This is a genomic window from Sphingomonas sinipercae, from assembly GCF_011302055.1.
Taxonomy (GTDB): Bacteria; Pseudomonadota; Alphaproteobacteria; order Sphingomonadales; family Sphingomonadaceae; genus Sphingomicrobium; species Sphingomicrobium sinipercae.
Map to the genome: position 1 here is coordinate 1,183,914 of NZ_CP049871.1, position 22,162 is coordinate 1,206,075.

Annotated in this window: 20 protein-coding genes and 1 tRNA gene; 15 read left to right on the forward strand and 6 right to left on the reverse strand. The window is 62.4% G+C overall.

Features of this window, described 5'->3' with window-relative positions; all coding sequences use genetic code 11:
- Positions 1 to 7: 7 nt before the first annotated feature.
- From asnB to G7078_RS06270, 9 genes are read left to right on the forward strand one after another with little or no spacing between them, the layout of a single operon-like run.
- On the forward strand, positions 8 to 1,891 hold the full coding sequence (asnB, locus tag G7078_RS06230; protein WP_166094110.1) for an asparagine synthase (glutamine-hydrolyzing): 1,884 nt from the start codon (positions 8 to 10) through the stop codon (positions 1,889 to 1,891).
- Positions 1,878 to 2,903: a class I SAM-dependent methyltransferase gene (locus G7078_RS06235; protein WP_166094112.1), complete on the forward strand. Its 1,026-nt coding sequence runs from the start codon at positions 1,878 to 1,880 to the stop codon at positions 2,901 to 2,903. The genes asnB and G7078_RS06235 overlap by 14 nt, the downstream gene beginning before the upstream one ends.
- A 15-nt stretch (positions 2,904 to 2,918) precedes the next feature.
- Positions 2,919 to 3,425, forward strand: coding sequence for an acyltransferase (locus tag G7078_RS06240; RefSeq protein ID WP_206367434.1), 507 nt, complete (start codon positions 2,919 to 2,921; stop codon positions 3,423 to 3,425).
- Between the two features lie 37 nt (positions 3,426 to 3,462).
- Positions 3,463 to 4,104, forward strand: coding sequence for a glycosyltransferase (locus G7078_RS06245; RefSeq protein WP_166094117.1), 642 nt, complete (start codon positions 3,463 to 3,465; stop codon positions 4,102 to 4,104).
- On the forward strand, positions 4,101 to 4,700 hold the full coding sequence (locus G7078_RS06250) for a glycosyltransferase (protein ID WP_166094120.1): 600 nt from the start codon (positions 4,101 to 4,103) through the stop codon (positions 4,698 to 4,700). Before G7078_RS06245 ends, G7078_RS06250 begins: the two co-directional genes overlap by 4 nt.
- Before the next feature lie 32 nt (positions 4,701 to 4,732).
- Positions 4,733 to 5,893, forward strand: a complete 1,161-nt coding sequence (locus tag G7078_RS06255; RefSeq protein WP_166094122.1) for a hypothetical protein — start codon at positions 4,733 to 4,735, stop codon at positions 5,891 to 5,893.
- Entirely contained in the window at positions 5,890 to 7,323 is a 1,434-nt protein-coding gene (locus tag G7078_RS06260; protein WP_166094124.1) for a lipopolysaccharide biosynthesis protein, read from the forward strand. The genes G7078_RS06255 and G7078_RS06260 overlap by 4 nt, the downstream gene beginning before the upstream one ends.
- On the forward strand, positions 7,320 to 8,447 hold the full coding sequence (locus G7078_RS06265; RefSeq protein ID WP_166094126.1) for a glycosyltransferase family 4 protein: 1,128 nt from the start codon (positions 7,320 to 7,322) through the stop codon (positions 8,445 to 8,447). Before G7078_RS06260 ends, G7078_RS06265 begins: the two co-directional genes overlap by 4 nt.
- Positions 8,440 to 9,264 carry a class I SAM-dependent methyltransferase gene (locus G7078_RS06270; protein WP_166094128.1) on the forward strand — a complete coding sequence of 275 codons (825 nt, stop codon included), beginning with the start codon at positions 8,440 to 8,442 and terminating at the stop codon, positions 9,262 to 9,264. Before G7078_RS06265 ends, G7078_RS06270 begins: the two co-directional genes overlap by 8 nt.
- Positions 9,265 to 9,270: 6 nt before the next feature.
- Here the strand turns inward: G7078_RS06270 and G7078_RS06275 are convergent, their stop codons facing one another.
- Positions 9,271 to 11,061: an ABC transporter ATP-binding protein gene (locus G7078_RS06275; protein WP_166094130.1), complete on the reverse strand. Its 1,791-nt coding sequence runs from the start codon at positions 11,059 to 11,061 to the stop codon at positions 9,271 to 9,273.
- Between the two features lie 34 nt (positions 11,062 to 11,095).
- The gene (gene galE / locus G7078_RS06280; protein ID WP_166094132.1) at positions 11,096 to 12,097 is read right to left on the reverse strand and encodes a UDP-glucose 4-epimerase GalE; all 1,002 of its coding nucleotides are present in this window, start codon (positions 12,095 to 12,097) and stop codon (positions 11,096 to 11,098) included.
- A 116-nt stretch (positions 12,098 to 12,213) separates the two neighbouring features.
- Here galE and G7078_RS06285 point away from each other — a divergent pair.
- The 3 genes from G7078_RS06285 to G7078_RS06295 all read left to right on the forward strand — a co-directional run bounded on the left by G7078_RS06285 (position 12,214) and on the right by G7078_RS06295 (position 14,250).
- Positions 12,214 to 12,288 (forward strand) — tRNA-Gln (locus G7078_RS06285).
- A gap of 140 nt (positions 12,289 to 12,428) precedes the next feature.
- A complete protein-coding gene (locus G7078_RS06290) occupies positions 12,429 to 13,205 on the forward strand; it encodes a hypothetical protein (protein WP_166094134.1) in 777 nt (258 codons plus the stop codon).
- 169 nt (positions 13,206 to 13,374) lie between these two features.
- On the forward strand, positions 13,375 to 14,250 hold the full coding sequence (locus G7078_RS06295; protein ID WP_166094136.1) for a hypothetical protein: 876 nt from the start codon (positions 13,375 to 13,377) through the stop codon (positions 14,248 to 14,250).
- Between the two features lie 612 nt (positions 14,251 to 14,862).
- Here G7078_RS06295 and G7078_RS06300 read toward each other — a convergent pair.
- Positions 14,863 to 15,858 carry a serine hydrolase domain-containing protein gene (locus tag G7078_RS06300; RefSeq protein WP_166094138.1) on the reverse strand — a complete coding sequence of 332 codons (996 nt, stop codon included), beginning with the start codon at positions 15,856 to 15,858 and terminating at the stop codon, positions 14,863 to 14,865.
- A gap of 252 nt (positions 15,859 to 16,110) precedes the next feature.
- Between G7078_RS06300 and G7078_RS11040 the strand changes: the two genes are divergently transcribed.
- Positions 16,111 to 16,668: a PadR family transcriptional regulator gene (locus tag G7078_RS11040; RefSeq protein ID WP_425505266.1), complete on the forward strand. Its 558-nt coding sequence runs from the start codon at positions 16,111 to 16,113 to the stop codon at positions 16,666 to 16,668.
- On the opposite strand, the gene G7078_RS06310 is transcribed toward G7078_RS11040, so the two are convergent.
- Positions 16,646 to 18,010 carry a hypothetical protein gene (locus G7078_RS06310; protein ID WP_166094143.1) on the reverse strand — a complete coding sequence of 455 codons (1,365 nt, stop codon included), beginning with the start codon at positions 18,008 to 18,010 and terminating at the stop codon, positions 16,646 to 16,648. The two genes, G7078_RS11040 and G7078_RS06310, sit on opposite strands and share 23 nt — an antisense overlap.
- A gap of 188 nt (positions 18,011 to 18,198) precedes the next feature.
- Between G7078_RS06310 and G7078_RS06315 the strand changes: the two genes are divergently transcribed.
- A complete protein-coding gene (locus tag G7078_RS06315) occupies positions 18,199 to 19,353 on the forward strand; it encodes an aminotransferase (RefSeq protein ID WP_166094145.1) in 1,155 nt (384 codons plus the stop codon).
- Positions 19,350 to 20,822, forward strand: coding sequence for an L-piperidine-6-carboxylate dehydrogenase (gene amaB / locus G7078_RS06320; protein WP_166094148.1), 1,473 nt, complete (start codon positions 19,350 to 19,352; stop codon positions 20,820 to 20,822). The genes G7078_RS06315 and amaB overlap by 4 nt, the downstream gene beginning before the upstream one ends.
- Here amaB and G7078_RS06325 read toward each other — a convergent pair.
- Positions 20,819 to 21,619, reverse strand: coding sequence for an EAL domain-containing protein (locus G7078_RS06325; protein WP_166094151.1), 801 nt, complete (start codon positions 21,617 to 21,619; stop codon positions 20,819 to 20,821). The genes amaB and G7078_RS06325 overlap by 4 nt on opposite strands.
- Positions 21,616 to 22,002, reverse strand: a complete 387-nt coding sequence (locus tag G7078_RS06330; protein WP_166094153.1) for a response regulator — start codon at positions 22,000 to 22,002, stop codon at positions 21,616 to 21,618. The genes G7078_RS06325 and G7078_RS06330 overlap by 4 nt, the downstream gene beginning before the upstream one ends.
- Between the last annotated feature and the right edge of the window lie 160 nt (positions 22,003 to 22,162).

Sequence of the window (22,162 nt, forward strand, 5' to 3'; positions counted from 1 at the left end):
CAGTCGCATGTGCGGGATAGCCGGCCTCATCCACCTGGACGGCGCTCCAGTCTCGCCTGCGGTGCTGCAGCGGATGACGGACGCCATCGCCCATCGCGGGCCTGACGGCGAGGGGCACTGGATCGAAGGCAACGTCGGCATCGGCCATCGACGCCTGGCGATTATCGACCTGTCGCCTGCCGGGCATCAGCCAATGGTGACCGCCGATCACCGCTACGTCCTCACCTACAACGGCGAGATCTACAATTTCCGCGAGCTGAAGGCGGAGCTCGAGGCGAAGGGTTACTGGTTCCGTTCGCGCACCGACAGCGAAGTGCTGCTCTACGCGCTTGCGGAATGGGGAGCCAAGGCGCTCGATCGCCTCAACGGCATGTTCGCCTTCGCGCTTTGGGACCGCAAGGACCGCACGTTGCTCGTCGCGCGCGACCGCTACGGCATCAAGCCGTTCTACTACACGCAGCAGGGGAACCGCTTCGCTTTCGGGTCGGAGCAGAAGGCGATCCTGGCCGCTGGCGGGCCAAAGCCGGGCGTCGATAAGGAAGCGCTGCTCGAATATTTCACCTTCCAGAACATCTTCACCGACCGGACCCTACTTGAAGGGGTGAAGCTGCTTCCGGCCGGGCATTTCGCCATCCTCGACCTCGCCATCGCGGACCCGAAGCTTGAGCCGCAGCAATATTGGGACTTCGATTTCCGCGAGCCGGAACGGCCGCTGCCCGACCAGGAATATCGCGAGGAGCTTCGCCGGCTGTTCCAGCAAGCCGTCAATCGCCAGCTGATTACCGACGTCGAACTTGGCTCATATTTGTCCGGCGGGATGGATTCGGGCTCGATCACCGCGGTGGCGGCCACCAGCTTCCCCTATCTGAAAACCTTCACCTGCGGGTTCGACCTGTCGTCGGCATCGGGCATCGAGGTTGGCTTCGACGAGCGTTCGCGCGCCGAAGCCATGTCGTACCGCTTCAAGACCGAGCATTACGAGATGGTGCTGAAGGCCGGCGACATGGAGCGGTGCATGCCGCAACTCGCCCGGCACCTGGAAGAACCGCGGGTAGGCCAGAGCTACCCCAATTATTACGCGGCCAAGCTGGCGTCCAAGTTCGTCAAGGTCGTGTTGTCCGGCGCGGGCGGCGATGAGCTCTTCGGCGGTTACCCTTGGCGATACTACCGCGCCGTCGTGAACGACGGCTTCGACGATTATGTCGAGAAATATTACGGCTTCTGGCAGCGGCTGGTCAGCAATACCGAGCTCAAGGCCATGTTCGCGCCGCTGATGGGAGACGTCGGCCATGTGATGACCCGCGACATTTTCCGCGGGGTCTTCAAGCATCACGAAGACCAGCTCAATTCGCCCGAGGATTACATCAATCACTCGCTCTACTTCGAGTGCAAGACCTTCCTCCACGGGCTGCTGGTCGTCGAAGACAAGCTCAGCATGGCGCACAGCCTGGAAACGCGGGTGCCGTTCCTCGACAACGACCTGGTCGATTTTGCGATGAAGGTGCCGGTGCACCTGAAGCTCAACCGGCTCGAGGACGTGATCCGGATCGACGAGAACGTGCCCGGCAGCAAGCAGCAGGAATTTTTCAGCAAAACCAAGGACGGCAAGCAGATTCTGCGCGACGTCATGTCCGAATTCATCCCCGACGACGTGACTCGGGCCGAAAAGCAGGGCTTCAGCGCCCCCGACGCAAGCTGGTTCAAGGGCGAAAGCATCGACTTCGTCCGCGATCGCCTGATGGACGGCAACGCGCGGATCTATGGTCTCCTCGACAAGCAGGCCGTGCAGGGTCTCGTGCAGGAGCATCTTTCGGGTGACCGAAACCGCCGCCTGCTGATATGGTCGCTACTCAACGTCGAACAGTTTCTGGGGGAACATGCCAGCCACTGACGCGCCCGCGGTCGATCAGCCAGACTGGTTGTGGGAGTTGCTTGGTACTGGCGGTCCATGGGACGGCGAGCGGCAGATCCAGGGTCAGGGCTATGTCGTGCGCGGGGGCATTCCGCGCAGCCTCGCGGCTGTCTCGGCCAAGCAGAGTCAGACCGAAGAGACGTTCGGTTTCAAATGGAAAAAGCGGGACACCTTCGACAGCGCGAAGTCCCGCGGCAGGATGCGTGGCTGGCTAGAAGAGCGCTACGGCGCCGCGGCGAGCCACGACTTCTTGCGGACCGGCAATCCGGTGGTTGTGGACGCAGGGTGCGGCGGCGCGCTGTCCGCGCTGGAATATTTCTCGCCGGTCTTGGCCGATGTCCGTTATCTCGGCCTCGAAATCAGCGAGGCGGTTGACGTGGCGGCCGAGCGCTTTGTCGAACACGGCCGGCAAGGCGCCTTCGTCCAAGCGGACATTCTCAATCCCCCACTGGCGGACGGCAGCGTCGACGTCATTTTCTCGGAAGGCGTGCTGCACCATACCGATAACACGCGCAGCGCGTTGCTCAGGCTCGCCAAGCTGCTCAAGCTCGGTGGCCGATTCATGTTCTATGTCTACCGTCGCAAGGGGCCGGTGCGGGAGTTCACCGACGACTTCGTTCGTGACCGGATTCACTCGATGAGCCCTGCCGAAGCGTGGCAAGCCGTGGAACCGCTGACCGAACTGGGCATGAAGCTCGGTGAACTGGACGTTGAGATCGAGCTGGAGCGACCGAACGACCTGCTCGGCATTCCGGCCGGCCGGTTTAATGTCCAGCGCCTCTTTTACTGGCACGTGGCGAAGGCCTTCTACCATCCTGACCTGACGTTCGACGAACTGAACCACATCAATTTCGATTGGTACGGACCGATCAATGCACAGCGCCAATCTCCGGACGAGGTAAGAAGCTGGTGTGGCGAGGCGGGCCTGGAGGTCGAGCGCGAGGTAATCGAGGACGCCGGCATTACGATCATCGCAAGACGGACGGTTTAGCATCCAATGTCTCTCTTGGATTCCCTCCGCAGCTTCTGGCGCGACCGTCGAACGGAAGTCGATGCGCGATTCAAACGCACGCTTCCGTTCGGCGACTATGTCGTGGACCGCTGGGAAAAAGCGCGGACTCTCGGTTTCGGAGAGGGCACTTCGATCTATGACAGCTCGCTCGTCATCGGCGATGTTTCGGTGGGTGAAAACACCTGGATTGGCCCGGGAACTGTGCTTGACGGTTCAGGCGGTCTGGCGATCGGGTCCAACTGCTCGATCTCGGCGGGCGTGCAAATCTACACACATGACACCGTCGAATGGGCGGTGAGCGGGGGCGCGAAGAGCCCGGAACGCTCGGCAACGCGGATTGGAGATCGGTGCTATATCGGTCCCAACGCTGTCATCGCGAAGGGCGTGACCTTGGGCGACGGCGCGATCATCGGTGCTTGCAGCTTAGTACTCTCGGACGTCCCAGCGGGAAGCAAGGCGGTTGGGTGTCCAGCGAGGGTAATCGCAAAAGCGGAAGCATGACGTCTTGAATAAGCAATCGGCCGATCGGCCGTCAGTCTTGTACATCGACATGGCGTATTCCCTCTCGGAACTGCGCGCGCGCGGACACGACCAGTTTTTCGAGGCGCGACACAGCGGCGACTATTTCCACAAGGTCGTCGGCCTGTACCCGCTGGCCGATCGCGTCACGGCGGTGGAGGGCGCGCTCGAGCGGCATCGATTCTCCGATCGGCAAGACATCATCGAAGCCAGGTCCGCGGCATTAGGGTGGCCGAAGTGGCTGTTTCCCATTGACTTCCTCCTCACGCAGCGACGCCTGGTCGGTCATGTTGCGCGGTTGATGCGGCAAGAGCGTATCTCGCTGATCGTCGCGACGGACCCCTTATACTCGGGACTTTTCGGCCTTTGGCTGCGCCGGCGGACCGGGCGGCCGCTCGTGATATGGCTCGTGGCTAACTATGATTTGAATTTCGCGGCCACGCGATCGCTCGCCATGCCTCGACTGTTTCCCCTCCGCTTCATCGAAAAAGCGGTCGTTCGCTACGTTCTGCGGCGGGCCGACCTCGTCGCTGGCGGAAGCGGCACACTACGCGACTACGCGCTCGAGCAAGGAGCGGAGCCGGCGCGCACGGAAGTCTTTCGAGTCGTAAAAAACATGATCCCCGCGCGCCGCCTTCCCCCGGCGAGCGAGCGCCGTTGACGGCGAACGAACGCAGGGCTTTCGGCATTGAGGGCGCCACGAAGTTGCTGCTCACGATCGCGCGCCTCGAACCGGTCAAGATGGTCGATCATGCGATTAGGGCCTTCGCGATTGTCCACCGGGATCATCCCGATGCGTTGCTGCTGCTCGCGGGTGATGGCAGCGATCGAGCTCGTCTCGAAGCGCTCGCCCTGGACCTGGGCGTCGCGTCGAATGTGCGTTTCCTTGGCCTCGTGCCCCAGGAACTTCTTTCGCGCCTTGAGCCCGGGTGTCTCGTGCTTTCGCCGCTGACAGGCATGGCTTTGGCTGAAACGTCGATGGCAGGGTGCCCGGCAGTTGCGTACAATTATGACTCGGCCATGGCTGACCTGGTGATCACAGGAGAAACCGGCGTCCTCCTGTCACCGGGCGATTGGGGAGCTATGGGACGCGAGGCGAGCAAGCTTTTAAGCGACCCTGCCAAAATGCGCTCCCTCTCCACGGCGATGAGGGCGCGCGCGGAGGCGGTCTGTGACGAGCAGGCTGCCTATGCCCATGAAGCCGCGACCTATGATCGCCTCATTGCGGCGAACTCCAAGCGGGTTGCGTCGGCATGATGTCCAGGACGAGTGCAAACCGGAACGGTCTGATGAAGCGAGTGGCGCCATGGTACGTCATTTTCGCCGCTTTGGGCTTGGCGGCCGCCAGCTTTGTGCTGGGTTTGGCAATGGGGTTTCGGCAAATGACCCCGTCGCCCCAGTTGCAAAAGGCTTACGTTCTTGCTCGCGAGGCGGTCGCAGGCACCCCGACAGCGGCGGCCGAGCTAATGGCGACCGTGTTCAACGATGCGGCTGTTCCCGAACTGCTCTATCCGTCCGCCCGATCGCTCTCAGGGATCAAGGCATTCAACGACAGCATTTTCATTCCAGTTGACGACTTCCCAAGCGCCTACCGCGACTTGCGTGTCCTTCGGGCTTCGGCCTTCACCTTGGGCAGCCGTCGAATGTTGAAGGTCGAGTTCGAACTTGCCGGGCGGCGATTCGAGGCCTTTGCCTACGCCGTCCGGACGAGCTGGACGCCACTCAACCGCGAGGATCTCGCGACTTTAATGATTCCGGGCACTGGACTTAACCGCGCCATCGCAACAGTCGACCAGACGGCCGGGCCGGACACGAGCACCGCATTGCCGGCCCTGTCGCGCGACGCCAGCGACCTGTTCGTGTTCATCAAGCCGAACGAGGATGCGCTAGCCTTCCACAGTGGCCGAGCAAAGCTGACCCTGGACGCCATCAGGAACTACCAGTTAAACCGCGGCGGTTCCTATGGCGCCAGCTATATCGTGCATTCCCTTGCGGTGACCAAATATCTCCAGTCGCGCTACGCCAAGACGGTGGTGGCGGGCGTGTCGCAAGGCGGCACTGCCGCGCTGCTCAATGCCTTGCAGTCGGCGCCGGACCTTGCGATCGTCGCGTCCGGTTACAGCGCGCTTGGCGAGCAATTGGAGATCGCGAACTTCCAGCTAATTGCGATCCCCGGTTATTGGGATGAAATCGCGCCAGCAGCGCTTGCGGCGAAGTTGAAGGCGATGCCGACGCGTTTCTTCTTCAGTTGGGGTTTGCAGGATACTCCGCTCTATCGGCTCGATGCCGAATCCAATTACACCTGCAAGCGCTTCCGGGATATTTCGACAGTAACCTGCAGAGCCCATCCCGACGGCCATGCCTATCCGATCTCATTGGTGCGATCGTTCCTAAACTCCAACCTGGGGACGCCTGGAGCGGAAAGCGCCTCGGCAGCGACTCGCCAGTGATTCGTCAGCTCGCGGGACACACGGCCGCCTACACCTTCGCCAATCTCGCCTCGCGGGGGACAGTGCTGGCGTGGCTGTTGATCTTGCCCTCGTTCATGGGTGCGGCGGCCTATGGTGCGCTGGGGTTGATCATCACTGCCGCCGCACTCGTGAATTTCATCGTGCCGCTGGAGGTTTCGCAGGCCCTCGCGCGTTATTATCCGCCCGCGAATCCGGTCGATAAGGCCGCGTTCGTCACGAGCGCCTGGTCCTTCACGCTGACAATGCTTGGACTTGGCTCACTTCTTGGCCTGATCTTCGCCATCCCCCTCTGCCGCCTCCTTCTCGGCGACCTGCAATATTTATCGGCATATCGGCTGGCGGTCGGGTTTTTCCTGTTCAATACGCTATTCACGTTCATCCAGAACCAGCTGCGCTGGGATTTCCGGGTTCGAGCCTACACCTTGGTGACACTGCTCTTTGCGGTGGTGACGCTGGCAGGCTCGGTTGGGCTTGCCGCCCTTTGGCCGCGGCCGCTGGAGGGCGTGATCATCGGTCAGGCAATCGGTGCTGTTGCTGGCGTCGCTGCTGGCGCGCTCGTGCTTCGCCGCTCGCTTCGCTTCGACATTCACCGAAGCAAGTTGGCGACCCTTTTGAAATTCTCCTTGCCGATCGTGCCGGCCAGCCTGGCATTGTTCTTCAGCATCTATGCCAGCCGCTTCATCCTGCGCGACTTGCTGGACCTGCGCGATGTCGGCGTGTTCACCTGGGCAAGCCAACTGGCGAGTATCCCCGCGCTTCTGCTGCTGGGCCTCCAAGGGGCGCTGACCCCGTTGGTGATGAAAAATCTGGGCGAAGATGGCACCGCGCCGATGCTTGCCCGGACTTTCGAAGCAATCGTTGCAGCCGAGTTGCTGCTTTGCCTGGGTCTTGCCGCATTCACTCCTGAATTCGTGCGGTTGCTTGGCTATTCGCAGTTTATCGAGGCCGCGCCGCTGGTCCTCCTGCTCGCTCCGGCGAATGTGATGCTTCAATTGTATATCTTTGCGCCCGGCTTCGCGATCGCCGAAAAAACGCACCTGCAGATGTTCATCTCGGTGATTGCCGCGCTCGTTGCGGTGGTTGCAAACTACGTACTGATCGCCGGGATGGGCCTATACGGCGCCGGCTGGGCCAGCCTGGCTGCTGCAACGATTTTCTTGGGCGGCTGGTTTCTGCTTTCCCAGCGCTTATACCGCGTCCCCGTGAGGTGGGGCCGCATCGCTTTACTGTGCGCAGGCGCCGTTTCGGTGGGGTGGACGCTTTCATCGTTGCAAGGATTCCCAACCTTGGCCGCGATTGGCATCAAAACCTGCCTGCTCACCGCGTTCGGAATGGCAATCAGTTATCTGGTGGTGCGCGACGGGACGTGGGAGGCGCTGCGCCGGCGACGGGCGCGTAGCCGGACATGAAAGTCCTGTTCGTGATCAAGTCGCTCGCACTGCAGGGCGGGGGAGCCGAGCGCGTTCTTGGCGCGGTATCGTCTGAACTTTGGAATCGCCGCCAAGAGGTCGAGATTGCGACCTTCGACCGGCCAGGAGCAGAATCGTTTTACCCGTTGTGCGAAGGTCTGCAGTGGTCGCGGCTTGGCGTTGGCGACATTAAGCACAGTACCGGGCCAATGGGGTTCATTCGACAAATCCTGGCGCTTCGGGCCCTGCTGCGCCGTCACCGTCCGGCGATCGCAGTGGGCTTCATGCACAGCGGCTTCGTGCCGCTCTGGCTGGCCGCAACGGGCCTGCGAACGAAGGTGATCGCGAGCGAGCATATTTCCTTTGATCATTATCGAACACGGCCGCTTCAAGGGTTGCTGATGCGCCAAGCAATATTGAGCGCCGACTTGGCAACGGCAGTGTCGGCTGGTGTGCGGGAAGGGTTCCCCGAGGCAATCAGGCAGCGCATGACCGTTGTTCAAAATCCGGTGATTGCCTGGAGCGAGGGATCGGCCTTCGCCGGCGTCGACCTGGAACCCGGATCAGAAAACATCATCTTGTCGGTTGGCAGGCTGGAGCCGCAAAAGGATCACCGGACGCTCGTTGCAGCTTTCGACCGGATCGCGGCGCGGTCCCCCGACTGGAAGCTTCGTATCGTCGGCGATGGTGCCTTGGCCACAGATCTTATGAGAGCAGCAGAGTCTTCGGCTCATGCTGATCGTATCGAACTTACCGGGACGATCCGGGATATCGGGCCGCAATATCGCCGCGCCAAAATCTTTGCGATGCCCTCGCTGTACGAAAGCTTTGGCCTCGTAACCGCTGAGGCACTGGCAACTGGGATGCCGGCCATCGGTTTCCGCGATTGCCCGGGAACGAACGAGTTGATCGTCGACGGCGTCAATGGGCTGCTCGTCGATGGTGACGACAGGGTCGCGGCGCTTGCCGCCGGGTTGGAACGCCTCATGGCATCGCCGGAACTGCGGTCGAAGCTTGGCGCGGCCGGGCCGAAAAGCGTCGAGCGTTTTTCTCTTGGGAGCGTGGTCGACCGTTGGGAAGAAGTATTACAGGCTACAAACCGCGGAGAGCGTGTCAGTGGCTGAGCAGGCGAAGCCACAGTCGGCAGCGCAGCGCGAAGTCGCGCGCAACATCGCCATCCACGACAAGGTGGCGGGCCAGTACGAAAAACTGCACGGCGAGATCTTCAACACGATTGAGCAATCTCGGTTACGCGCCTCGCTGCAAAGCGCGCTCGACAGTGTCGAGACCGGGCGGACGCCGCCCCATGCGTTCGACTTCGGTTGCGGCTCCGGCAATCTTACCGCGCACCTGCTTGCGCTTGGCGCCAAGGTCACCGCCGCCGACGTGTCGCGTGGTTTCCTCGATCTCGTCAGCAAGCGGTTTGGCGGAGAACTGCTGCAGACGTTTCAGCTCAACGGCCGTGACCTGAGTGAAATCGCCGACGGCAGTTTCGACCTGGTCGCAACCTATTCGGTGCTTCACCACATTCCCGATTATCTCGACGCGTGCCGCGAATTGGCGCGGATCACGGCGCCGGGCGGCGTGGTCGTTATCGACCATGAAGCAAGCCCGGCCTCCTGGACCGACCCGATCCTGGCGGAATTCCGATCGAACGGGATGCGAACCGACTGGCGCAAATTCCTGACTCCGATGAACTACGTTCACCGCCTGAAACGGGTGTTCAACCCGAAGCATTCGAACGAGGGCGACATCCACGTCTGGCCCGACGATCATATCGAATGGAACAAAATCGCCGAGACCATGGGCGGGGGGGGCATGAGCGTTATCCGCGAGGAGGATTATCTGCTCAGCCGATCGCTGCAGCGACTGGACGCTTACGAGCAATATCGCGATCGCTGCAACGACACCCGGGTTACGGTCTACCGCAAGCAGCGCTGACTTAGTTTACCTGCGGACGCCGCCGATCAATTCGGCGTAGCTGCCAAATTGCACGAGCCGGCCGCGATCGAGTCGCGCCGCGATGTCGCAGCCAGCCAAGGTCGACAGGCGATGGGCAATCATGATGACGGTTCGGCCCTCCGCCTCGAGCGTATCCAACGCGTGCATGACGGCGGCCTCGGTGTCGTCGTCGAGTGCGCTGGTCGCTTCATCCAGCACCAGGACCGGCGCCTTCCTGTAAATGGCGCGGGCAATCCCAAGACGTTGGCGCTGCCCACCCGAGAGGCGCACGCCGCGTTCGCCGACCAGCGTCCGATAGCCGTCCGGAAGGGAGCCGATGAAATCGTGGAGCTGCGCCTTGGCAGCGGCCTCCTCGACCCGCCGCATGTCCATGGCGTCATCGTCCACCGCAACGGCGATGTTCCGTGCGATGGTCGTGTCGGCCAGGAAGATGGACTGCGGAACGTGGGCGATGCTGCGCCGCCAGGCCTCGCGCGCATCATCGCCAAGCTCCACTCCGTCGATCAGGATCCGGCCGGAGGTTGGCACCAGCAACCCCATCAGCAGGTCTGCCAGCGTGCTCTTGCCGCTTCCGGTCTTGCCGACGAGGGCAAGCCTGGAGCCGTTGGGAATGGTGAAGCTGATGTCCTCCAGCACCGCTTCCCGCCGGGCCTCGTAGCGAAAGCTTACCCGGTCGAATTCGATGCTCCGTTCGAACGGGAGCCTGGGGTGAGCGATGGCATCGGCACGTTGCTTGGGGAGGGGCAATCGAAACAGGTGGAGGACCTGATCGACGACTGCCTGGTTTCCCTGGGCCGTCGACCAGCCGAAATAGATTTGTTGCAGCAACGGCAGCAGCCGCTGCGCGCCGAGGGCCAGCGCCCCAAGGATTGGAAGCGCGCCGGCAAAGCCCGAGGTGCGGCTCGACAGGAGCACTGCAAGGCCCGCGATGACGGTGATCCCAAGCGCTTCGATGACGTATCGCGGGGCAGCGCCGATGAAGGCCGTGTTGGCGCGGGCCGTCGCCATTTGAAGGTCGACCCGCTTGAACATGTCCAGGTATAGCGCTTGCGAGCCATCGATGATGATGTCGCGAATGCCGCCCAGGCTTTCCTGGACGATCTGGATCCGCCGATCGTAACTTTCCGCCAGTATTTGCGAGTTTCGTTCCAGTCGGCGCCGAGTCACCGCGGACACGCCGACATAGATGGCGGCGAAGGCAACGGCGGCGGCGGCGGCAACCCTGGCATCGACCGCAATCAGTCCGGCGACGATGAAGATCGCGATGAAAGCGCCGATCGCCGCCTGCATCAGTTGCAGGATGACGTTGAAGACCAGCGACTCCACTTTTTCGATTGCGGCGACCAGTCCGCTGGTGTTCCGCCGCGTATGGAAAGCATAAGGCTGAAGCAGCAGGCGCCGCTGGATTTCGACCGCATAGCGGTGGCCGACGTGGGCCACGAATGCTTGCGTCGAGCGCGTGAGCTGGAGCCGGATTGCGCCTGCGACCAATGCGACCAGTGCAAACAATCCGGCGGCGGCAGCGAGGTTCCCGCGATCGAAGATGGCTGCGAATCTGCCGGTCGACCGCTGGAGCGCGGAAGGATCAGCCGGCAAGGGGCCCGCCAGAATGGACAGGAACGGCAAGACTGCGCCGATCGTCGCCAGCTCCGCCAAGGCCCCGAGCAGCATCAGCAACAGCAATGCGTAGAAGCGTTGCCGCTCCGCTGGTCCGAGCAATTGGTAAAGCAGCCGCATCGAGCGCAGCAGGGACGACCGTGGCGGCGCCGCTTCCATCGTCAGCGCTTCCGCCTGGAACGGCGCCGTCGCGTCATGCGACGGGATTGTCCTTCAACTTGCGTTCCCAGTCCAGTGCGTGGCGAACGATCGTCTGGATTTCATTGAAGCGGGGAGCCCATTTCAAGGTCTCGACCAATCGGGCATTGGCGGCAACCAGCATCGGCGGGTCTCCGGCGCGGCGCGCTTTCATCTCGCGCCGGACCGGCTGGTTAAGCTCGCGGTCGAGCGCGTCCAGCACCTGCAGCACCGATAGCCCTTTGCCGTAACCGCAATTCATCACCAGATTTTCATCAGGCTTTTCGATCAGCTTCTCCAGGGCCCGGACGTGGGCATCGGCGAGGTCGCTGACGTGAATGTAATCGCGCACGCACGTCCCGTCCTCGGTCTCATAATCATCGCCGAACACGTCGATATGGTCGCGCTTGCCGACCGCGGCTTCGACGGCGACCTTGATCAGGTGGGTCGATCCCTTGCCGATCTGGCCCGCCCGCCCGTCGGGGTCGGCGCCGGAAACGTTGAAATAGCGAAGCGCGCCATAGTTGAACGGATAGGCGGCTGAGCAATCGCTAAGCATCTGCTCGGTCATGAGTTTGGAAGCGCCGTAGGGGTTGATCGGCAGCTTGGGATCGTCCTCCTGGATCGGGACTCGATCGGGCGCGCCATAGACGGCTGCGGTCGAGGAGAAGAGGATATGCTTGGCGCCCTTGGCGACCGCCGCCGAAATCAGGGCGTGCGTGGCTACCGTGTTGTTCTGATAATATTCGAGCGGCTTTTCGACGCTCTCCGGAACGACGATGGACCCGGCGAAGTGCATGATCGCCTGGATTTTCTGCTCGTCGAAAATCCGTTCGACCAAGGCACGGTCCGCGATTGAGCCTTCGTAGAAGGGGACGTCGTCGGGAACGATCGCTCGGGTGCCACTGGAAAGATCGTCGATGACGGCGACCGACCAGCCGGCATCTTTGAGCGCGAGAATGGCATGGCTGCCGATGTAGCCGGCGCCGCCGGTGACCAGGACTGGGATCTTTTGCATGCGCGGTCGCTAGCGAACCTGCGCGGGGTAGGCCAGCCTGCCGAACGCGAGACGGCTTTTCAGGCGGCGGAAGCTGGCTATAAGCGCCGCTCCCGCGCCCGAGCGGGTGCGCCTGCTGGGGCGTCGCCAAGTGGTAAGGCACCGGTTTTTGGTACCGGCATTCGCAGGTTCGAATCCTGCCGCCCCAGCCAGCAGCTAGCCACCTGTCCACAGGCCGTTCCGAACTCCCGTTCGCAAGGTTGGGGAACTTCATCCTTTCGTCAGCTGTCCGGCGAACAGTTTACATCCTGTCCAAGGTGCGCTTTCTCCCGGGTTGAAAGTGGGGGGCACAGTGAGACCGAAAGCCGATCGAACTTTAAGCGCTCTCATCGCGTTAGTCTTGGCAGGAGCGGCAGCTCCTACCGCCGGCGCGCAATCCAAAGCAAATCCGTGGGAGAAGCATGAAACCGCGGCACTGGCGGAAGGGCGCGGATGCTACGCCAGCAACGACGTCAGCGCCTGCAAGCGGATGCTCGCCGCTTACGCTCTGGCGCTCAAGTCACCCGGCCTTGGGGAGCAGGCGAGAGAAAGGTTCGTGGCCGCCATGCTCGACGTCTACGCCTCAGCTGCCAAAACATCCCGCAAGAAGGGCGACGCGAACGGCGCCTTGATGCTGCTTGGCGACGGCCAGAAACTGATGGTCGACCACTATGCAGGCGGCAGTCATTGGCACATCCTTTTCGATACCTCCGACTTGCTCGTTGAAAAAGTGGCGACGCTCTGGGAGCTCGGTCACGGCAAGGAAATGGCCGCGGCGCTCGATGACGTGCGCGGAGCACAAGATACTATATTCAAGGGAATAACCGATCAGCCTTGCAGCGAGGACCAGCAAAACGCCCGCATGTACATGGTTCAGCAGGCGGCGAACTTCGAATGGCGACTTGGCCGTTTCGCGAACGACGCATCCTCCGAGGCCGGTGAGAATGTAAGCACCGAAGCTATCGATCTGTTGGTGCAGTTGGGCACGGATGCTCAGGAACGGATGACCAGATGGAACGTGGCCGCCCCTTCGCGGGTGGCGCCCGTCGTTCCCGATATTTGCAAATACCTCGGCGTGGCGAAGAAGTGAGCGCCGGCTGCATGTGCGCCGTACCGCCGCCGCTATTTGCCGATCGTGCGAAATGGCCGGATCGACCGGCTGATCCGCCACCTTTCCACGACGGTCCATGGAAAGTTGACGCTCATATGGCTGTGGCGCAGGCTGAAATCGGCGCGGACAATCGTGCTTTGGGGACGGTGTGAAAACCTTGGCATTGGCAGCTATTGCGCTGCTCTTCCTATCCGGTGCGCAAGTACCGGGCGCCCCGCCCGAACCACAAACGGAAATTAGCCTCGACCTCGATAACGACGGGTCGATGGACCGCGCTTCGGTGCATATGCGACCGCACAGCATGCGGCTCGACGTCGAGATCGTGCTTGGCAAGCAGACCAACCGCACGATCAACCTGATTGCTTTGCAGCAGCCTCCAAACGGCCCCTTGGTTTACGCAAAGTTGCGGCCAGTGGCGCCCGGGCGGTACACCTATGAGTGCAAGGTCAGCTCCAACCATGACACGCAGCCGTGTCGGGCCGGTGTCGTCGAAACCTCGACAGACAGCATTGAAGTGGTGACGCCTGACCAGCCTAACCTGCTGATCTGGCTGGAAGACGGAAAGCCCCAGGTGGCCCGGCTTACAGACAGGCAGGCCTCTGTAGAGCCGCCGCGAGCCCATGTTCTGTTTGTAGTCTCCGCGAAATCCGGTCCGCCGGTGCTCAGTAGAAGTGAATCCCTGCGCGACAGCTTGGCGCTGCCCTGGCTCGCAAAAGGCATCGCACCGCTGTCGCCGCGTTGGTTCCAGGGCTGCCCGCACGCAGGCAACCTTAACGCCATGGAGGCGTGTGTGCGCCCGATTTGGCGTGCGCGGCAGGCGCAGCAATACGATCGCGTAGTGCTTGTCCTCGCCGTCCGTCGCGACTCTCGGTCGATGATTTGGCGATGCCTCGGCAACCGCGACTTCGCGAGCGCGGTCATTCGTACAACGGGACTGCTGCGCAGGTCGGATTCCGAAGCTGCCGTGCTCTGCCTCGACGAGGCGGTGTCGGATCTACCTCCATCGAAGCTGCGGGACCGATGATGGGAAGGCGGTGCCTTTGGTCGGCTGCCGCGGAGTTGGGCGGCGTTGTTCGCTAAGTGATTGGATCTGGGGGGTAAGATATGATCATTCAAAGTCGGCTTTGGTGCATCCTGGCATCAGCGGTGATGGCTTCGGGCTGCACGACCGCACCAGCCGCGCCGCATATCCTGTGCCTGTCCGGCTGCCCGATAACCTCGAACTCGTCCGAGGGCCCGCCTGCTCCGCGCAAGCTGCCGAACCCGCATGGCGTTGGCCAGACTTACGAAAAAGACATTCAGCCGAATTGAGCTGACCCGACCGCACCTATTCGCAACATCGCCCTCCACCAGGTTACTGCTTCTCGCATTGACAAGGGCGGGCGAGTGGGGCGCGTACTGCGCTCGCAGAGCGGGGGGTCGCGCGTTATTGCGCCTGGAAATTCGTAACAGGGACAAGTGTGTTCGAGCGCGTGGTGCCGACACGATGCGTTTGAGGTTTGCGAACCCAGAATGATTTCAGATCGCGGGCTTTCGTTGAATGGCAGCTCGCCGATTGCGCCACCAATCAAAGCTCCAGGCGCATAACCAACCACGCGCAGAAGGTTAGTGTGAAGGGTCTTACTCATCCTGGTGGTCACCCGCGGTACGCAAGTAGTGCGGTCTGAAGTTGCTGACGAACGTAAGTGCACGCGTCCACAGCATTTGGCGACCCGGCGTTGGCCGCGACAATGATAGCCAGGCCGCGTTCTGGCGAAGCAACCATATGGGTGAACCAAAACGTGTTGCTTCCGTCATGGGAAAGCAAGCGACTTGGCGCCCAGATGCCTTGCGGCGAGGAACTCAGCCATCCCAAAGAATATGGTGTGCCGGCTGAATGAGTTGGCGCGGTCAGTTTTGCGTAAGTCTGTCGGGACACGAACCCTCCTCCCTCGTTGAGAAAGAGCCTGATGAACCTCGCATAATCGCTCAGGGTCATCGAGTAACGCCCCGCCGGGCCATCGATCGGCGGATTGTCCGAGTCAGGAGCCCAAGGATCCAGCGCTGCATAGCTTTTGGAAACGCTATCGTACTCGTGGCCCCATGGTTGCCCCAGTTCCTGCGGCGGCCCAAAGACGACGCTGTTCATTTTGAGTGGCTCAATGAGCTCCTGACGGAGACATTGCTCATATGGTTGGTTCGCCAACCGATCGATCGCTGCGGCGACCAGAATGTAACCGAAATTGGAGTACTCATATTCTCCCGGCACGCCGCTGGCCGAGCGTGTGAAAATCAGCTCAGCAACCATCTGCCGCTGCTTCGGTAGTGACATATGATGAGGCCAGTTTTCATTTTTGAACGGACCGCGAGCGTACATCGAATCCTTGATTCCGGCCCGGTGGCTAAGCAGATCTTCGACGAGCAAAGCTTTCCAACTCGGGTCCAATTTAAGGTCAGGGAAGAGATCGCCGACTGAGGCTTCCCAGCGGGCACGGCCCTGTTCAACCAGACGACCGTAGAGAAGGGCCGTCATTGCCTTCAGGTTCGAACCTATGTGCCACTGGTCGTGCACCGAAACCGGTTCGTTACGTCCAAATTGTCGGACGCCGACCGCCTCTTGGAACACCGTTCGGCCGGTACGGTTGATGGCCAAGGCGGCCAGGGCGGGAATGTTCCAAGACTTCCTGGCTTTAGAAACCGGGCTGAAGTCGCGGGGTCTGCTTAGATGCCACCTTGGCGATTCCTGCGGGGGCTAACAAAGCGACCGACGAGGCAGCTGCAGTATATCGAAAAATTTGACGCCTCGTGTAGTCCATGGCGACCCCCTAATTTGCGTGCCTCGAATATGAGCGGCTATGTCGAGGAGGTACGAAACGTACCGTACGAAACAGAAAGTGCAATGGTTATGCCGATTACTGAGCTCGAGGGGGTGATCCTGGGAATCGTCCACAGCCGGGGGGTTTGCTCGACTTACGCGATCCGGCGACGCTTTGAGCAGTCCCCAACGTGGGGCTGGTCGTCCAGCAAGGGCTCCATCTACCCGGCGGTCCGTAGGCTGACGGCTCGCGGGCTCCTGGTTGGCGCTCAATCCCGTGAGACCGAGCGTGGTACCGAATTGCTGCAGATCACCGCGACGGGCAAGCATGAGCTAGCTGCTTGGATAACGGCCTTGACCCCTGAGATGGGCGGAGCGCCTGTTGACCCGATTCGGACCCGAGTGAACTACCTTGGCGCACTGGTTGCGAAGGACAGGAACACGTTCCTGGCTGCGGCAGAGAAATCGATTAGAGATGCACTTGATCGCGCGTCCGCCGCGGAAAACGACCCGCTAGCAAGCGATAACTGGACGCTGCACGCTACTGCGCTTGGGATTCAGCTCCAGCTTCAGGCAAAGCTGCGCTGGATTGAGGAGCTGCGCAAGCTGCCTCGATCGAGGTCTTTCACGGACCGGTCTGGGAGTTAACCCGCAACGCGCGGATCAAAACGAAGGTGTCCATTCGCGACGGCAGGAACAGCGCGAAGTCGGCGCCGTACACAAGGTCACGAAAGGTCGGCAGCGCCTGTCCCGACAGGCCGAACATACGTCCGGCGTGGAAGTGGTTTCTCAGCGGGCGCAGGTCGACGAGGGTGGGTTTGCCGACATCTTTCGACACGAGCAGGACCTGGAGCTCGGGCGGCAGGGCTTCGAACTTCGCGCCGTCCCCGGCCTGGATCGGCAACATCAGGACATTGACGGCTTCGAGGCCGTTGGAAGCGGCGAGCTCGTGGAAGAAGTTGCCGATCGGAAAAGTGTAGTTGCCGGGAGTCCGCCCTTCGACCAAATGCTTGCTACCGGCCTTGACCAGGACCTTCGGCAGCTTGCCGTCGAGCCTTTGCGCGTTGCGGTAGTTGGCCATGAAGTGGCGGCGCATCGCCCGCTCGCGAACGGACGTATTGAACCAGGCGACCGGAACGCCCTCCGGCGTGCTCTTTTCGCCGGCCCGCGCATAGTAACTGTAGATCAGCGCCGATTCGTACAGTTCGTCGATCAATTCGGCGGCGCGGCTTCCAGGGCGCGGCCGGAACGTTTCGCGCAGCGAACGCAGCCTGGGCAACAGGGCGACCGACTGGCGAGAGATGAAGTGGCCGGTTTCGAAATCGCGAATGCCGCGCCAGTCGCGAAAGTCGGGAACTGGCCGTTCGATGTCGCGTGCCGTGCTCAACAACGCATCGACGGCGGTTCGTTGATTTGCGTTGGTGGTAAGGCCACGCAATTCTTCCAGCGGGGCAGTCGCACCGAAGGCCTGGTCGAACCCCCAATAGGGCTGCCACTTGCCGGTCGAAGTACGGCCTACCTCCGCCGTCAGCCGCAGTTCCTCGTCATTGACGAAGGTCAGCGCATAAGGGGTCCGGCGAACGAAGGCGGCGATCCGCTGCACGTCGCCGCGTAGCGGTGGCCGCGAGACCTGCTGCGCCCCCAAATAATCCTGCTCGGCCGCGTAGTAGTTAAAGGCGTTGCGGGCATGGAGCTCTCGGAACAGCGCCGCGGCGAAGGCCGGCGTCGCATTGTCCACGTGCCACAGATATTCGGACAGCAGGACGAACTGCGCGTTTCTCGAAGCTTCGAGAATCTTGTCGAGACCCGGGCCTGAGATGCGCTTTCCGTTGAACTCCAAGGGATAGGTCAGCCGCGCGATCAAGGCGGAGTCCTCGGCGGACGGTGCCGGCACCGTGGACGAAGCGGCCTGCTGCGCCGCCGCGTTGGTCGCGCTGCTCGTCGCCAAGCAAAGGCCAAGGCCGACGACTAGCGCCCAGTTGCTCCGCATCCCCTGTTCCCCGCTTGCTGGTGGGGGCCAACACAGCCCGAGGCGGCGGAAACTTGCGCCGGAAATCGACGAACGCTCGCGGTGCTTCGACTAACGTGGGAGGCTGTTGCCACATTCCCCCGGCTCCTTGCACTCGCCGTGCGGGGGATCGCGCGTTATTGCGCTCGCACATCGCGGTGGGGACACGAGTGTTCGAACTTTACGAAAATATGCGGACAAGCGTGTTCGAGCGCATGTCGGGCCTTGCCGCCAAGCACGGCGCGGTGAACCTGGGTCAGGGTTTTCCCGACTTCGGCTGGCCGCCAGAAATCCTCGACGCGGCGGCAAAAGCGGTGGTCGAAGGGTCGAACCAATATGCGCCGTCGCGCGGCTTGCCGCAGCTGCGCGCTGCAATCGCCGATCATTACAATCGTCATTTCGGGGAGTCGCTGACGCCCGAAGGCGTGTGCGTCACCTCGGGCGCGACCGAGGCGCTTTCCGCGTGCATCTTCGCCACTGTCGCGCCGGGGGACGAGGCGATCGTCTTCACGCCGGCCTATGACAGCTACGCGCCGACCGTCCGCCGCGCTGGGGGAGTTGTCCGGGAGATCGCGCTGCGGCCGCCGGAATGGCGGATCGAGCGCGATGCCCTTCAAGCAGCTGTGACGCAAAAAACGCGGATCATCATCCTGAACAATCCGCACAATCCGACCGGGCGACTGTTCAGCGCCAGCGAGCTCCAGGCGGTGGCGGATGTAGCCAAGGCCAACGACCTGATCGTCATCGCCGATGAGGTGTGGGAGCACATATTGCTCGACGGACTGACGTTCACGCCGTTCGCAACGCTGCCGGGGATGGCGGAGCGGACGCTGAAGACCGGTTCGGCGGGGAAAATCTTTTCGCTTACCGGCTGGAAGATCGGCTGGATCGCCGCTGCGCCGGAGCTGGGCGACATCGCCGCGCGTGCGCATCAGTTCCTGACCTTTGCCACCGCGCCAAACCTGCAGTCCGCGGTCGCTTTTGGCCTGGCCGAGGGCGATTCCTGGCTCGCACCGATGCGGGAGCGTTTCGCCCGCGCCCGCGACCGGATGGCCGACGGGCTGGCCAAGGCGGGATTTAGCGCGCTTCACCCGGCCTCAACCTACTTCCTGTGTGTCGACCTTGCCGCCTCCGGCCTGGCGGTCGACGACGAGACGTTCGCGGCGCGAGCGGTCGCCGAGGCGGGGGTAGCGGTCGTGCCGCTCTCAGCTTTTGCCGAGGGCGACGCGCCGCGACACCTGGTGCGGCTATGCTTCGCCAAGCGCGACGACACCATCGATGCCGGCCTCGCGGCAATGGCAAGGGCAAAGGAATTGTGCGCATGACACCCGCAGAAGAAACGCGGCGCTTGCTGGGCGAACTCGGCGTGGAATGCAGCGGCGACCTGGTCAGCCGTTCGCCGATTGACGGCAGCGCGATCGGCAGTGTCCGGGAAGCGTCGACCGGCGACGTCGAAGCGGCTTGCAGTCGGGCGACCGCCGCATTCGATGCCTGGAAGTCCATCCCTCCGCCCCGGCGTGGCGAACTGGTGCGCCTGCTTGGCGAGGAGCTTCGAGCCGCCAAGGAGCCCTTGGCGCGCCTGGTGACGCTTGAGGCGGGCAAGATCGTCCAGGAAGGGCTGGGCGAAGTCCAGGAGATGATCGACATTTGCGACTTCGCGGTCGGCCTGTCGCGCCAGCTTTACGGCCTCACCATTGCCAGTGAGCGGCCGAACCATCGGATGATCGAGCAATGGCATCCGCTGGGCCCGGTCGCGGTCATCACCGCTTTCAATTTCCCGGTCGCGGTCTGGGCGTGGAATGCCGCCCTGGCGCTGGTCTGCGGCGACCCGGTCATTTGGAAGCCGAGCGAGAAGACCCCTTTGACGGCCGAGGCGGTGATGGCGCTTGCAAGGCGTGCGCTCGCGCGGTTCGGCGATGCGCCCGATGGTTTGCTTCAGTGCCTCCAGGGCGGGCGCGATATCGGCCAGGCGCTGGTCGACGATCGCCGGGTCGCGCTCGTCTCGGCGACGGGATCGACCGCGATGGGCAGGGCGGTCGGTCCGCGTGTTGCGGAGCGCTTCGGACGGGTCCTGCTGGAGCTCGGCGGCAATAACGCGATGATCGTCGCCCCGAGTGCGGACCTCTCGCTGGCGGAGCGCGCCATCGTCTTTTCCGCCGTCGGCACGGCTGGCCAGCGCTGCACCACGCTCCGGCGGCTGATCGTTCACGAAAGTGTGGCCGACGGTCTCGTCAAGCGCATCCGCCACCTGTTCGCATCGGTGAAGATCGGCGACCCGCGCGACCCCGATACGCTGGTCGGACCGTTGATCGACCGTCCCGCATTCGAGGCGATGGCGAACGTGCTCGGCGAGCAGGTGGAAACCGTCGATGCCGTCGAGGGCGGGATCTATGTGCGCCCGGCCGTGGTGGAAGTGGAACAGCAGGTCGGAAGCGTCTTGCAGGAAACGTTCGCACCGATCCTCTACGTCCTGCGCTATAGCGACCTGGACGAAGCGATTGCGCTCAACAACGCTGTAAACCAAGGGCTTAGCTCATCGATCTTCACGAACGATCTTAGGGAAGCGGAGCGCTTCCTCAGCGCTTCTGGATCCGATTGCGGAATTGCCAACGTCAACATCGGCCCGTCCGGCGCCGAAATCGGCGGTGCGTTCGGCGGCGAGAAAGAGACCGGCGGTGGGCGCGAAAGCGGTTCCGACAGCTGGCGCGCCTATATGCGGCGGGCGACCAATACCATCAATTACGGCGCCGACCTGCCGCTTGCCCAGGGCGTCGAGTTCAACGTCGCGCCTTAACCGGCGTAGTCGGGCCAGCGCCGCCGGAAATCGCTTTGCCATGCCGGCAGGTCGTCGGGCTCGAGCGGCTGGGCGATCAGATATCCCTGTGCGACGTCGCATCGCACGCGGCGCAGGAAACGGAGCTGTTCGGCGGTCTCAACCCCTTCCGCGGTGGCGGTGAGGTCGAGCGCGTGGGCCAGGTCGATGATCGATTTGACGATCACGCAGCTGTCGTGCGCGTGGGGCAGGTCGCGAACGAACAGGCGGTCGATCTTCACTTCTGTAAAGGGCAGCTGGCGAAGCTGCATCAGCGACGAATAGCCGGTACCGAAGTCGTCGATTGCCAGGCCGATGCCCTTGATCCGAAATCGCGTGAGCGTGTCCATCAGGTTGATCAGCGGCTGCGTGGCGCCCTCGGTCAGCTCCAACACCAGCCGCTCGGCGGGCACCTCCAATTCGCGGCACATACGTTCGACCAGGTCCGGAAAGTCGAGCCGTTGGAGGCTGGTCGCCGAGATGTTGAAGGCAAGCTCGATATCGAAGCCCTGGGCCTTCCAGGCGCGCCATTGCGTCAGGACAGTGCGCAAGCCCCATTCGGTGAGCTGCTCGATGAAGCCATGTTCCTCGGCAAGCGGCACGAAGCGGGACGGTGCGACAGGCCCAAGTTCCGGTTCCACCCAGCGGACGAGCGCCTCGACCCGGCTTAGGCCGCCGTCCTCCAGCCGGACCTTGGGCTGGTAAACCATGTGCAGTTCGTCGGAAGCGAGAGCTTGCTCGAATCCCGTTGCGAAACGACGCTCCAGCTGCCCGGTCACGAGATGAGGCTGGTCCGCATGCTGGTCAGCACCTGTTCGAGATCGTCGGCGCGAACCGGCTTTTCGAGGGGGCCCGTCATTCGCAATCCAAGCGCTTCGCCGAGGCGGAACGCGGATTCGAGGACGCGGCGGTCGAAACCGCTGAGGATCAGCACCGGAGCGGCGACATTTTCGGCGGCCAGCAAGCGCAGCAGCTCCACGCCGTCGACTGGCATCCCAAGGTCGAGCGCGATCGCGTCAGGCTTTTCTTCCCGAAGCAAGGTTCGGAAATGCGCGCCGGACTCGGCAAGCAGCGGCTCGAAGCCGCAATCTTCCGCCACTTGAGCGACGAAGCTGGCCAGCGCCGGCTCGTCGTCAATCAGGAGCAGCCGGGGCCGCTTCATCACTCATCTCCTAGCCCCGATACGAATACCGGCGTCAGAAGCGCCTTTGCGCTGCGTTGCCGGCTAAAGAAACCGCTTTTTAACCGGCATCCCCCTACATCGGGTCAGTTTCGCTCCACCGCGGAGGCAATGCCCGTGTTTGCATCGATAATCCGCCGGA

What these genes read in the sequence shown, in the direction of transcription:
- asnB (WP_166094110.1), top strand. Translation starts at nt 8, where the DNA reads ATGTGCGGGATAGCCGGCCTCATCCACCTGGACGGCGCTCCAGTCTCG.
- G7078_RS06235 (WP_166094112.1), top strand. Translation starts at nt 1,878, where the DNA reads ATGCCAGCCACTGACGCGCCCGCGGTCGATCAGCCAGACTGGTTGTGG.
- G7078_RS06255 (WP_166094122.1), top strand. Translation starts at nt 4,733, where the DNA reads ATGAAGCGAGTGGCGCCATGGTACGTCATTTTCGCCGCTTTGGGCTTG.
- G7078_RS06265 (WP_166094126.1), top strand. Translation starts at nt 7,320, where the DNA reads ATGAAAGTCCTGTTCGTGATCAAGTCGCTCGCACTGCAGGGCGGGGGA.
- G7078_RS06275 (WP_166094130.1), bottom strand. Translation starts at nt 11,061, where the DNA reads ATGGAAGCGGCGCCGCCACGGTCGTCCCTGCTGCGCTCGATGCGGCTG.
- galE (WP_166094132.1), bottom strand. Translation starts at nt 12,097, where the DNA reads ATGCAAAAGATCCCAGTCCTGGTCACCGGCGGCGCCGGCTACATCGGC.
- G7078_RS11040 (WP_425505266.1), top strand. Translation starts at nt 16,111, where the DNA reads ATGCCGATTACTGAGCTCGAGGGGGTGATCCTGGGAATCGTCCACAGC.
- G7078_RS06310 (WP_166094143.1), bottom strand. Translation starts at nt 18,010, where the DNA reads ATGCGGAGCAACTGGGCGCTAGTCGTCGGCCTTGGCCTTTGCTTGGCG.
- amaB (WP_166094148.1), top strand. Translation starts at nt 19,350, where the DNA reads ATGACACCCGCAGAAGAAACGCGGCGCTTGCTGGGCGAACTCGGCGTG.
- G7078_RS06330 (WP_166094153.1), bottom strand. Translation starts at nt 22,002, where the DNA reads ATGAAGCGGCCCCGGCTGCTCCTGATTGACGACGAGCCGGCGCTGGCC.